Origin of the sequence: Streptococcus oralis subsp. dentisani (assembly GCF_002860905.1) — a bacterium.
GTDB classification, from domain to species: domain Bacteria; phylum Bacillota; class Bacilli; order Lactobacillales; family Streptococcaceae; genus Streptococcus; species Streptococcus oralis_BA.
Map to the genome: position 1 here is coordinate 30,388 of NZ_PKIG01000001.1, position 12,332 is coordinate 42,719.

The window sequence follows — 12,332 nt, forward strand, 5'->3', positions numbered from 1 at the left end:
CCTTTATAAAAATAGACTGGTTTGAAGCAATAAAAAGAAAAGCAGGTAGATGAATAGTGTCCTTTGAGGAATATAAAAAGTCCGATAGCGATTCTCCACCTGTGCATGTTCGTCATATCCATGCGCTGACAGAGCTCTCAGATAAAGATGACGCCACCTAAAGACTGTCATCAGAACCTTGCTGTAAATCAAGGGAGACCAAAAGTGCAGTTCTTGACCGCGTAATAAGCACGCTTCCTTGAGGGACTTGATTTCTTGCTGGATAAGGGGGAAGGAATTAAATACCACAATCAAGGCATAGGCCCAAGAGCGTGATAACCCCTTTTGAGCCAAGTACAAAAGAAGCTCTTTTAGGGAAATAGAGGAAACAAAGACAAGGCCGATACAAACGGTCACAAAGGCCCTCGTTCCGAGCATGACTGCCTGCGAAGCATCTCCATGTAACTGAACTGCCCAGTAGTTGGCAAAAGATGGCAAAATGGCGAGCAGAATCATCCAAGCCAATACTTTAAATCGACGGTAATAGAGCATAAAGAGAATACAAAATGCGACTACCGAAAGATTCAGAGCAATCGAAGGAATGAAAGATGTTTCCAAGGATAAAATCAGCAAGAAGAGACTGATAATCGGTGTCTGGGTTGCTACTTTGACCATACTACCTCACCTCCCCTTGAGTATTGCTACTCTGATGTGTGAGTGGTTTGGTAATTGTCACTGCTTTCACATGACTAAGACCCTGACTAGTCATTTCAATCCAATAATCAACCACAGAGATCAAGGGATCTAAACGATGGCTAATGATCAAAAAACTTCTTCCTTGATTTCTCTCCTCCAGAATCCACTGACAAAAATAATGGCAAGCTCTATCATCCAAACCTGCAAAAGGTTCATCCAGCAAGATCACAGAAGCCTTGCTAGTCAAGATAGTCAAGAGCTGAAGAATCTTTTGCTGACCACCACTTAATTGATAGGGGCTCTTATCAAGAGACTTCTCTAAGTCAAAATATCGTAAAGCTTGAAGAATCCGCTGATTTCTTTCAGAATCAGGTCCATTTAATTGAAGTTCCTCTCGCAGACTGACTCGGATAAACTGTTTCTCAGCTTCCTGAACAACACCCGTCAGGTCACGATACAAACCCTTTTTCTTTTTCAGGACTGTCCCCTTCCAGGTAATGCGCCCCTTATACTTTTGAAATTGAAGAATAGACCGAAAGAGGGTTGATTTCCCGACACCATTGTCACCCAAGATACAGGAAATTCCTTGGTAAAATGTAAAATCCACAATCGAAAAGAGGGGACGCTTATCTAGCTCACAAGTCGTTCGATCCATATGGAACAGTTCCGGGCTAGAAGCAACTTCCTTTGAAACAGCCTGTGTCATTTCAGAGGCAGGGATTTGATTTATTTTCCTTAGTTGTCCGTCTCTTAGCTCCACCATATGGTCGATATAGGCTTCATAATCAGATAAATCATGGTCGCACAAAACAACTGTCTTCCCATCAGAGACCAACTCTTTTAGAATCTCCAATATCTCTATCCTACTCTTGCGGTCAATGGAAGCGAAGGGCTCATCCAAGAGATAGACCCTAGGATTCATAGCAAAGAGAACAGCCAAAGCAGCCTTTTGCTTTTCTCCACCTGATAAGTGATGAATTGGACGGTGCAAGATCTTCTCGCAGCGACATTGCTGGACAACCTCTGCTATTTTAGAATCAATTTCCTGAACGGGATGCTCAATATTCTCCAAGGTAAAAATCAGCTCCTCAAACAAGTTCTCCATGGTAAATTGATGATTGGGATTTTGAAAGAGGATACCAACCGTCTGGACACGTTCGATGATAGAAAGCTGACTGACCTCGCTCCCATTTATCAGGACTTGACCGCTATAGGGAAGAGAACTGACTTGGGCGATCATTTGAAAGAGGCTAGATTTTCCTGAACCACTGCTCCCAACTAACAAAGTAAAGGCTTGCGCATGAAAAGTAAAATCAAGCGGTTCAGAGAAGATTGGGGACTGAATCGCTCGTAGTTCCAGCCCCATCTATGCCTTGCCCCCAGCTGCAAACTGATGATAAAGTTTGACAATGGCACGAACCAAGATGGTACAGAAGAAAAAGACAGAAATAAAGCGCACCACAAACAAGGAAAGGACAAAAGGAAGGGAGAAGGCGTAGTAACCTAACTTAATGTATTCATAGACAAAGCTAACAAGCGTAATCCCAATACTATTAGCAGTTAGAGAGAGCCAACTTTCATAGCGATTCTTGGTTACGATAAAACCAAGTTCACTTCCCAAACCTTGAACCAAGCCAGACAAAAGGGCACCTAGACCGAATTGGCTACCATAAAGGACTTCAGCAAGCGCAGCTAGCACTTCACCAATCGTTGCACTTCCGACTCTTGGAACAAAGATGGCCGCAATGGGCGCAGCCATACACCAGAGACCAAAGAGGATTTCATTGGCAAAGGCCTGTAAACCAAGAGGTGCTAAAATCAGAGTGAGGATATCAAACAGATAGCCGGATCCCACAAAAACGCCACCAAAAAAGATAGACAAGAAAGCAAGTAAGATAACATCTTTTAATTGCCATTTTTTCAACATAAAAAACTCCTTTTTCAAAGACAAGTGGGGCATACAAGGTGAGCTACCGAAAGGCTTAACGTCCAGCCTATCCTCTTTTAATAAACAAAAAAACTCCAATTACAATCAAGAATTAGAGTTTAGCTTACAAGATTAGACAGTTCTTTTCGACATACGAAAAAAACTTTTCACATTTCCCTTCGCCAGTATTAACTGTATCAGGTTCAATGGGTATCATCTCAGCCTAAAGCACCCCAAATGTCTTTATTATTTAATTACTGTGCTAGTATAACAGAAATTGAAAGCCCTAGCAAGATATTTGGCTGGAAAATATATTTATATATTTTGTTTGTTAATTCTTTTAATCTATATAAAAAGATTAAATTCATCCTATAATTCATAACCAATATCAAAAAAGGCTAATTCTAGAGAAACTGCTTGGTTCCAGCGTTGCTGAAGTTCTGTCAAATCTTCTAGACCTTTCCCAACACGATTGAGTTCGTCAACCAGAAATTGAACCCACTCTGCAAAGAAAGGACCTCTGTGGAGATTGATCCATTCCGAATGAATATAGGTTTCAGGTAAAGCCAAATCTTTAGAACCCCAGTCTAAATAGAGACCTTCTGCAATGACCAGCATGACCAAAAGATAAGCGTAGTCTGATGATGAAACAGCAGAATACATAAGCTCCTGAAAGGCTTTTGTTACAGGATGCAAGGTCACTTCCAGATAGTCATTCTCAGATACTTTTAACTCTTTGAAAGCCTTTTGGAAATAACCGTCTTCATCTGCTTCAAGAAAGCCTAGTTGCTTGGCAAAACGAAGCTTGGATTCAAGCTGGTCTGCGTGGGCTACGCAAGCACCCAGCATGGATAAGAAGGCATCAAAGAAGTGGTAATCTTGAATTAGGTAGTCTTTTAAGACCTTATTCTCAATTGTCCCCGCAAAAAGTTCCTTAACAAAACGATGATTGATTGCAACCTGCCAATCCTTCTGACTGCTTTTTAATAATTCTCCAACAGTCAAACCTGGCTCAAATGCATAGTCTTGTGTTTCCATATTTACTTTTCCTCTCTTTACTCGTTCGTAATCAACAAAACATCAAGAAAATCCTAGTTTTACTTGACCTTTTTAAAGAAAATCGAGGGCATTTGCAGAGAGATACCTAAACAAGCCTATCCAGTTTGTATAAACAAAAAAACTCCAATTACAATCAAGAATTAGAGTTTAGCTTACAAGATTAGATTGTTCATTTCGCCATACGAAAAAACGTTTCACATTTCCCTTCGCCAGTATTAACTGTATCAGGTTCAATGGGTATCATCTCAGCCTAAAGCACCCCAAATGTCTTTATTATTTAATTACTGCACCAGTATAGCAAAAAATGAAAGCCCTAGCAAGATATTTGATTAGAAAATATATTTATATTGTTTTTAATGGTGATTTCTTCCTCCTATAGACGAAGAAAAACCTCCACATCAAGTGGAGGCAATCTCTTTTATCAATACAATTTTAAGTCGCGTGGGTCAACTGGGAAGGTTGGGTTGTATGGGTTATGACGAAGTTTAAAGTGTTTAACATCTTCAATGGTCTGAGTTCCAGACAATTGCATGACTGTCTTCAATTCCGCATTCAAGTGTTCAAAGACTTGGCGTACACCGACACTACCACCAAGGGCCAAGCCATAGATAACAGGGCGACCAATAGCTACCAAGTCTGCTCCTGAAGCCAAGGCTTTAAAGACATGTTGGCCACGACGAATACCTGAGTCAAAGACGATTGGTACACGTTTATCAACTGCTTCTGCTACTTCTTGAAGTGAATCAAAGGCAGCTGGTCCACCGTCAATTTGACGGCCACCATGGTTGGTTACCCAGATACCAGAAGCTCCCGCAGCAAGCGAACGTTCAACGTCCTCACGGCATTGTGGTCCCTTGACATAAACAGGAAGTCCTGAGTATTCAGCGATGAATTCTACATCACGTGGAGACAAACGTTGTTTAGCTGATTTGTAAACAAAGTCCATTGATTTTCCAGCACCTTCTGGCAGATATTCTTCAACAATCGGCATACCAACTGGGAAGACAAAGCCATTACGCTTGTCTACTTCACGATTGCCCCCTACAGTAGCATCTGCTGTCAAGACAATCGCTTTATAACCTTCAGCTTTCACACGGTCCATGATGTGGCGATTGATTCCGTCATCTTTACTAAAGTAAAATTGGAACCAATGTGGTGTCCCTTGAAGGGCTTCTGTAATTTCTGGAAGGTCGACAGTAGAGTAAGAACTGGTTGTATAGAGGGAACCAAACTCATGCACACCACGCGCAGTCGCCACTTCACCCTGTTCATTTGCCAATTTATGAGCCGCAACAGGCGCCATAATGATTGGTGAAGACAATTTTTCGCCTGCAAATTCAATCTCTGTACTTGGATTTTCTACATTGCAAAGCGTATGCGGAACGATGAGTTTGTGGTTAAAGGCGCGAATATTCTCACGTAAAGTGAAAGTATCTTCCGCTCCACTAGCGATATAGCCAAATGCTGCTTTAGGAATCACTTGTTGCGCCATTGGTTCCAAATCATAGGTGTTGATGAAGTCTACATGGCCTTCTGCATTGCTTGTTTTGTATGACATAAAATGCCCTCCTTGATAAGTAAGCGTTTACTTTGTATATTACAAAAATATCTTAACTCTTTTTTCAAAATTTTTCAAATATTTTGTTTGGAAATTTCAGAAATTTTATGTCTATGATAAAAAATCCTTATAAGGGCAATAAAAAATAGATATTATCCAAAGGAGATTTTAAGTGCTACAATAACTGTAATCTTTCTAGATTGGAGGTTCTATTTTTGGATTGGTCCATTGTTGAACAATATCTACCACTATATCAAAAGGCATTTCTTCTGACCTTGCATATTGCAGTTTGGGGGATTCTGGGATCCTTTCTGCTCGGCTTAATCGTTAGTATCATCCGACACTATCAAATCCCTGTTTTGGCGCAAGTAGCGACAGACTATATTGAATTGTCACGCAATACGCCCCTTTTGATTCAACTCTTCTTTCTCTACTTCGGTCTTCCTAGAGTAGGGATTGTCCTATCTTCAGAAGTCTGTGCCACTTTAGGACTGGTCTTTTTAGGAGGCTCCTATATGGCAGAATCTTTCCGAAGTGGGCTGGAAGCCGTCAGTCAAACCCAGCAGGAGATTGGATTAGCTATCGGTCTGACACCTATACAGGTCTTTCGCTATGTGGTTCTTCCGCAAGCAACAGCGGTGGCACTCCCCTCTTTTAGTGCCAATGTCATTTTCCTGATCAAGGAAACCTCTGTTTTCTCAGCAGTGGCTTTGGCCGATCTCATGTATGTCGCCAAGGACTTGATTGGGCTCTACTATGAGACAGACATTGCGCTAGCTATGTTGGTAGTTGCTTATCTGATCATGCTGCTACCCATCTCACTGGTCTTTAGCTGGATAGAAAGGAGGCTCCGCCATGCAGGATTCGGGAATCCAAGTACTCTTTCAGGGAAATAATCTCTTGAGAATCTTACAGGGATTGGGCGTTACGATTGGAATATCCATCTTGTCTGTCCTCTTATCCATGATGTTCGGAACAGTCATGGGAATCATCATGACCTCCCATTCTAGAATCGTACGATTTTTAACACGATTGTATCTGGAATTTATCCGTATCATGCCCCAGCTGGTGCTACTCTTCATCGTTTACTTTGGCTTAGCTCGAAACTTTAATATCAATATCTCAGGCGAGACTTCAGCTATTATCGTTTTTACCCTCTGGGGAACAGCTGAAATGGGAGACTTGGTACGTGGAGCCATCACTTCCCTCCCTAAGCATCAGTTTGAAAGTGGACAGGCGCTAGGTTTAACCAATGTTCAACTTTACTACCACATCATCATCCCACAGGTTTTGAGAAGACTGCTACCGCAGGCTATCAATCTTGTTACTCGAATGATCAAAACCACTTCCTTGGTTGTCTTGATTGGGGTAGTTGAAGTTACCAAGGTTGGACAACAAATCATCGATAGCAATCGCCTGACTATCCCAACTGCTTCCTTTTGGATTTATGGAACCATCCTAGTCTTATATTTCGCAGTTTGCTTTCCTATTTCCAAACTATCCACTCACCTAGAAAAACATTGGAGGAACTAAATGTCTGAAACTATCTTAGAAATCAAGGAACTAAAAAAATCCTTCGGAGACAATCCCATCCTCCAAGGGCTTTCTCTAGATATCAAAAAAGGGGAAGTTGTAGTTATTCTAGGACCATCAGGTTGTGGAAAAAGTACCCTCCTTCGTTGCCTCAATGGCTTAGAAAGTATTCAAGGTGGAGACATCCTGCTGGACGGTCAGTCTATTGTTGAAAATAAAAAAGATTTTCACCTGGTTCGCCAAAAGATTGGTATGGTCTTTCAAAGCTATGAACTCTTTCCCCATCTGGATGTCCTTCAAAACCTCATCCTAGGCCCTATCAAAGCTCAGGGACGCGACAAGAAGGAAGTAACGGAAGAAGCTCTGCTACTACTGGAGCGTGTTGGTTTGCTGGATAAACAGCATAGCTTTGCCCGTCAATTATCTGGTGGACAGAAGCAACGGGTTGCAATTGTCCGTGCCCTCCTCATGCATCCAGAAATCATCCTTTTTGACGAAGTGACTGCTTCTCTGGACCCAGAAATGGTGCGTGAAGTTCTGGAACTCATCAATGACTTAGCCCAAGAAGGCCGTACCATGATTTTAGTAACTCATGAAATGCAGTTTGCTCAAGCCATTGCCGACCGCATTATCTTCCTAGACCAAGGGAAAATTGCTGAAGAAGGAACAGCTCAAGCCTTCTTCACAAATCCTCAAACCAAACGAGCCCAGGAATTTTTAAATGTCTTTGACTTTAGCCAATTTGGCTCATATCTATAAAGGAGATTCTTATGAAACTATTCAAACCACTTTTAACTGTTTTGGCTCTTGCCTTTGCCCTAATCTTTGTCACAGCTTGTAGTTCAGGTGGAAACGCTGGTTCATCCTCTGGCAAAACTACTGCCAAGGCTCGCACAATCGATGAAATCAAAAAAAGCGGTGAACTACGAATCGCCGTATTTGGAGACAAGAAACCCTTTGGTTACGTTGACAATGACGGTTCCTACCAAGGTTACGATATTGAACTTGGGAACCAACTGGCCCAAGACCTTGGTGTTAAGGTTAAATACGTTTCAGTCGACGCTGCCAACCGTGCTGAATACTTGATTTCAAACAAGGTGGATATTACCCTTGCCAATTTTACAGTAACTGACGAACGCAAGAAACAAGTTGATTTTGCCCTTCCATACATGAAAGTTTCACTTGGAGTCGTATCACCTAAGACTGGTCTCATTACAGACGTCAAACAACTTGAAGGTAAAACCTTGATTGTCACAAAAGGAACGACTGCTGAGACTTATTTTGAAAAGAATCATCCAGAAATCAAACTCCAAAAATACGACCAATACAGTGACTCTTACCAAGCTCTTCTTGACGGACGTGGAGATGCCTTCTCTACTGACAATACGGAAGTCCTAGCTTGGGCGCTTGAAAATAAAGGATTTGAAGTAGGAATTACTTCCCTCGGTGATCCAGATACCATCGCAGCAGCAGTTCAAAAAGGCAACCAAGAATTGCTAGACTTCATCAATAAAGATATTGAAAAATTAGGTAAGGAAAACTTCTTCCACAAGGCCTATGAAAAAACACTTCACCCAACCTACGGTGACGCTGCTAAAGCAGATGACCTAGTTGTTGAAGGTGGAAAAGTCAACTAATACTCAATGAAATCACAAAAAGAAATCAGGTAATCCTAGTGACTACCTGATTTTCTATGTTTTAGGCGTTTTGCCAATTTTCTTGGTCTTCTTTAAAACGTTTTAAAAGATCAAGGCCTTCTGGCGTAATGTAGCCTTCTTCTTGGGCTAGATGGATGAGCTCACTGTAGTTAGAAAGCGTCACTAGTTTGACACCTGCATCTGAGAAGTTCTTATCTGCTTTTGGCAATTGGTAGCTGAAAATCGCTACAACACCGAGAACCTCTGCTCCTTCTCGTTTAGCAGCTGCTACAGCTTCAAGAACAGAACCACCTGTTGAAATAAGATCTTCCACCACTACCATTTTTTGACCCTGAGCTACGCGACCTTCGATTTGATTACCAGCTCCGTGGTCTTTTGGTTTGCTACGGATGTAGGCAAATGGCAAGTTCATCTTATCAGCAATGATAGCTCCGTGTGGAATCCCAGCTGTCGCAGTTCCTGCAATCACTTCAACCTCAGGAAAGGCTTCTTTAATAGCATCCACAAAACCATTTTCAATGAGAGTACGAGTTTCTGGATAGGCTAATGTCACACGATTATCCGTGTAAATCGGCGACTTGATACCAGATGCCCAAGTGAAAGGCTCCTCTGGTTTGAGATAAACGGCTTGAATTTTCAAGAGGTGGCTAGCGATATCTTTAGCAAGTGTCATGGTATTCTCCTTTTATTTTTATAATCTATTCTTTAATTCCAGTCCTGTGTCCATTCATCCTTGATGGCATGATAAGCTACAACAGGATCCTCAGCTTGGGTAATGGGACGTCCTACTACGATATAGTCACTGCCGATTTGATAGGCATCAGCAGGTGTCATAACGCGTTTTTGATCTCCTACTGCAGCACCTGCAGGACGAATGCCCGGTGTCAGACAGATAAAATCTGGATTGGTGGCCTGCTTGATGAGCTGCACTTCCTGAGCCGAGCAGACAACACCATCTAATCCAGCTTCAGCTGTCTTCTTAGCATAATGAATCACAGACTCTTGCAGGCTAGTTTGGATATTTTGGAACTCCTGCATCTGGGCTTCTGACGTTGATGTGAGCTGAGTAACAGCAATCAATTTGGCTTGACTTCCAAGACCTTCACGCGCAGCCTTCATCATCTCTACACCGCCAGCAGCATGAACATTGGTCATATCCACACCAAGCTGAGACAGGACTTTCATGGCTGATTTGACTGTATTGGGAATGTCATGAAGTTTAAGATCCAAAAAGACACTGTGACCCAGATCTTTCAAGTAAGACACAATCTCAGGCCCCGTTGCGTAATAAAGCTCCATCCCTACCTTTAGATAAAGGCTTTCTTCCTCTGGAAAAAGAGCTAAGAATTCCTTGACCGCCTCAAAACTAGGAAAATCAAGAGCAATGACTGGACGATGTTCTCGCATAGGTTTCTCCTTTTACCTTTGCTAGTGAGAGAGTCTGGACACAAGAAGCCACGAAAAAAGGAACCTGCCAACAGCAAGGTTCCACGAAAAATGGGTAGTCTCCACCCTTTCACCGTCTAACCTTAGCTGCCTCTCTGGACTGCTTTAAAGGTTTTTTACTATTCTATTATTTCTACTAGCACTTGTCAAGTAAAAACATGGTCACTAAAGAACTATAAGAGAAAAGGTAAACCTAACGACGCGGTGAACGCTGACTTGTTTGATTTCGATTGCTTTCTTCTTCCAATTTTTTCTGCTGTTCTTCCAGTCTTTTCTTCTCTTCCTCTTTCTGTTTCTTCTCAGCTTCTTCGGCCTCTTTTTTGGCTTTTTCCTCTGCTTCCATAATTAATTTATCCGCCACAGTGTAGCTGTAGATTCCAGCTTCCATATCGACCACACTTGGTTCTGACAATTGAGGCTTAATCTTACTGTAATAAGGCAATTTCTTACTCATTTCAGAAAGGGGAACCAAAACTTCGTCCGAATCATTCATAGTCAATCGAATTAAATCTGATGTGACCTTGCTTGGGGCTAATTCCACCTTTTGGATATCCGCCTTGAGTTCTGGGCTAATTTGAGCAAGTTCTGACGTAAAGGTTTTGATTTGTTCGCTATCATTAAAGAGAACTGATAAATAAGTTTCTGGTAGACTGACCAAACTCACAGCACTGGTCTCAAGCTGACCACTGGAAAGAATAGGATAATGGTTTTCACCAGAAATATAGTAGGCCACAATATCATATTCCTTAACCTTGATAGTGAACTTAGTTGGAAATTGATAAACAAGCTGAGCTGATTCAACCCAATAATTAGACTTGATCCGCTCTTCATATTTTGCCTTGTCTAGCAGAAGGTTAATCGTATAATCCGAATCCTGAATGCCTGAAGCCTGTCGGATATCATCAGCCGTAGTTTGCACCGTTCCCTCAACACGGATATCCTTCGTGGTCGCATAAGGACTGAGTAAGTAAGCAGAGACAATCAATAAAAGCAGACTTGGAAATAAAATCGTTAAGGCTCGTAAGATATGGAGGCCAGGAATCTTTGCTTTGGCTGGTTTTTCCTTTTTAGCAAGATTTTTATCCTGGTCCTCGTCCTCTTTAGATCCTGATTCTTCTATCTCTTCTTCCTCTTTGTCACCCTCTGAGGATTCTACTTTTTCCTCAGACTCTTCCTTAGCTGATTCTGAGTCTTCATGGTCTGTTTCACTCTCCTGGTCCTGCTTGTCCTCTGATTTCTCAGATTCTTCTCCCATTCGAGCTTGTCTTTCTTTTTCCTTCTCCTCAGCTAGGGCTGCCTCTTCTTCAGCCTTCTTTTTTAGATATTCTTGGTTTCGTTTCTGCCATTCTGATAACTCTTTCAATTCTTCGAGGATTTCTTTGCCCTCATTTTTCTTATCTTTTGACATTTACTTTCCTTATGATAAATCTTTTTTCAATAATTGATAAAAATCTGCTAGAGATTTCAATTCCTTTGAACCCTTCATCTTGGCTTGATAGTCTTCCTTATGACTTAGTAAGTGAGAAAGCTTCTCTTCCAAACTATCCAAGGTCAAATCGCTTTCTTGAAGCTCTTCTGCATAGCCTTTTTTTACAAAGTAGGCTGCATTTTCAATCTGGTCACCACGACTAGCTTCACGACCAAGTGGCACAATAACATGTAATTTTGCCATAGCCAAGAGCTCAAAAATCGTATTGGCACCACCTCGTGTCACAACAATATCAGCCAATTCCATCAAGGGTTGATAGAGATTGGTCACATAGTCAACACGAAAAAGATTTTGGCTCAACTCGTTCAGGCTAGAATCTCCAGTTAAATTGATAATATTGTAGCGTTCTGTCAGTTCTTTCTTATGGTCTGTCACCAATTGGTTAAAGACACGAGCGCCTGCAGAACCACCGACAAACAATACAGTTGGCAATTTAGGATTAAAGTGGGTTTGAATATCCACCAATTCATCTGGTTCTGGAGTTTTTTGGTTCGAAACCTTGGTCACTGCTCCCACATGCTCAACCTTAGACAAACTTGAAGCTTGCTCAAAGGTTGAATACATCTTCGTCGCAAATTTATAGGCGATTTTATTGGCCAAGCCCATAGACAGGTCAGATTCATGAATAAAGACAGGAACTCCTGAAACACGCGCTGCAATAACAGGCGGTACTGATACAAAACCTCCCTTTGAAAAAAGAGCCTGTGGACGAATTCGTAACATGATAAAGAGCGATTGGACAATTCCCCATCCAACTTTAAAGACGTCCAGCATATTTTGCCAAGAGAAATAACGACGCAATTTTCCAGTCGCAATGGAATGGAAGGTGACATCTAAACCCGACTTAAGGATTTCTTGGTGTTCGATACCACGCTTGTCCCCGATATAGTGGACTTCCCAGCCATCTTCGATGAACTTGGGCATTAACAAAAGATTGAGGGTGACGTGTCCAACCGTCCCCCCACCTGTAAAGACAATTTTTTTCAT

At 41.7% G+C, this 12,332-nt stretch carries 13 protein-coding genes and 2 riboswitches; of the genes, 4 read left to right on the forward strand and 9 right to left on the reverse strand.

Features of this window, described 5'->3' with window-relative positions; translation table 11 throughout:
- Positions 1 to 3 precede the first annotated feature (3 nt).
- The 5 genes from CYK16_RS00180 to lctO form a co-directional block, all read right to left on the reverse strand.
- Positions 4 to 654, reverse strand: coding sequence for an energy-coupling factor transporter transmembrane component T (locus tag CYK16_RS00180; protein ID WP_060806253.1), 651 nt, complete (start codon positions 652 to 654; stop codon positions 4 to 6).
- Between the two features lies 1 nt (position 655).
- Positions 656 to 2,041, reverse strand: coding sequence for an ATP-binding cassette domain-containing protein (locus tag CYK16_RS00185; RefSeq protein ID WP_060806254.1), 1,386 nt, complete (start codon positions 2,039 to 2,041; stop codon positions 656 to 658).
- Positions 2,042 to 2,602 (reverse strand): ECF transporter S component, encoded by a 561-nt coding sequence (locus CYK16_RS00190; RefSeq protein WP_000915274.1) that lies wholly within the window; start codon positions 2,600 to 2,602, stop codon positions 2,042 to 2,044.
- A 157-nt stretch (positions 2,603 to 2,759) separates the two neighbouring features.
- A riboswitch (TPP riboswitch) is annotated at positions 2,760 to 2,848 on the reverse strand.
- Positions 2,849 to 2,971: 123 nt separating this feature from the next.
- Complete coding sequence (locus CYK16_RS00195) at positions 2,972 to 3,640, reverse strand: TenA family protein (RefSeq protein ID WP_060806255.1); 669 nt, start codon at positions 3,638 to 3,640, stop codon at positions 2,972 to 2,974.
- A 205-nt stretch (positions 3,641 to 3,845) separates the two neighbouring features.
- A riboswitch (TPP riboswitch) is annotated at positions 3,846 to 3,934 on the reverse strand.
- A 148-nt stretch (positions 3,935 to 4,082) separates the two neighbouring features.
- A complete protein-coding gene (gene lctO / locus CYK16_RS00200; RefSeq protein ID WP_000120723.1) occupies positions 4,083 to 5,219 on the reverse strand; it encodes an L-lactate oxidase in 1,137 nt (378 codons plus the stop codon).
- 215 nt (positions 5,220 to 5,434) lie between these two features.
- Between lctO and CYK16_RS00205 the strand changes: the two genes are divergently transcribed.
- From CYK16_RS00205 to CYK16_RS00220, 4 genes are read left to right on the forward strand one after another with little or no spacing between them, the layout of a single operon-like run.
- The gene (locus CYK16_RS00205) at positions 5,435 to 6,115 is read left to right on the forward strand and encodes an amino acid ABC transporter permease (protein WP_101776465.1); all 681 of its coding nucleotides are present in this window, start codon (positions 5,435 to 5,437) and stop codon (positions 6,113 to 6,115) included.
- The gene (locus tag CYK16_RS00210; RefSeq protein WP_060806256.1) at positions 6,075 to 6,752 is read left to right on the forward strand and encodes an amino acid ABC transporter permease; all 678 of its coding nucleotides are present in this window, start codon (positions 6,075 to 6,077) and stop codon (positions 6,750 to 6,752) included. The genes CYK16_RS00205 and CYK16_RS00210 overlap by 41 nt, the downstream gene beginning before the upstream one ends.
- Positions 6,753 to 7,511 (forward strand): amino acid ABC transporter ATP-binding protein, encoded by a 759-nt coding sequence (locus CYK16_RS00215; protein ID WP_060806257.1) that lies wholly within the window; start codon positions 6,753 to 6,755, stop codon positions 7,509 to 7,511.
- Positions 7,512 to 7,522: 11 nt separating this feature from the next.
- Complete coding sequence (locus tag CYK16_RS00220; RefSeq protein WP_060806258.1) at positions 7,523 to 8,389, forward strand: cysteine ABC transporter substrate-binding protein; 867 nt, start codon at positions 7,523 to 7,525, stop codon at positions 8,387 to 8,389.
- 61 nt (positions 8,390 to 8,450) lie between these two features.
- Here the strand turns inward: CYK16_RS00220 and pyrE are convergent, their stop codons facing one another.
- The 4 genes from pyrE to CYK16_RS00240 all read right to left on the reverse strand — a co-directional run bounded on the left by pyrE (position 8,451) and on the right by CYK16_RS00240 (position 12,332).
- Positions 8,451 to 9,083 carry an orotate phosphoribosyltransferase gene (gene pyrE / locus CYK16_RS00225; RefSeq protein ID WP_045607232.1) on the reverse strand — a complete coding sequence of 211 codons (633 nt, stop codon included), beginning with the start codon at positions 9,081 to 9,083 and terminating at the stop codon, positions 8,451 to 8,453.
- 32 nt (positions 9,084 to 9,115) lie between these two features.
- The gene (gene pyrF / locus CYK16_RS00230) at positions 9,116 to 9,817 is read right to left on the reverse strand and encodes an orotidine-5'-phosphate decarboxylase (RefSeq protein WP_060806259.1); all 702 of its coding nucleotides are present in this window, start codon (positions 9,815 to 9,817) and stop codon (positions 9,116 to 9,118) included.
- Between the two features lie 232 nt (positions 9,818 to 10,049).
- Positions 10,050 to 11,264: a cell division protein FtsQ/DivIB gene (locus CYK16_RS00235; RefSeq protein WP_060806260.1), complete on the reverse strand. Its 1,215-nt coding sequence runs from the start codon at positions 11,262 to 11,264 to the stop codon at positions 10,050 to 10,052.
- A gap of 9 nt (positions 11,265 to 11,273) precedes the next feature.
- Positions 11,274 to 12,332, reverse strand: a complete 1,059-nt coding sequence (locus CYK16_RS00240; protein WP_101776466.1) for a UDP-N-acetylglucosamine--N-acetylmuramyl-(pentapeptide) pyrophosphoryl-undecaprenol N-acetylglucosamine transferase — start codon at positions 12,330 to 12,332, stop codon at positions 11,274 to 11,276.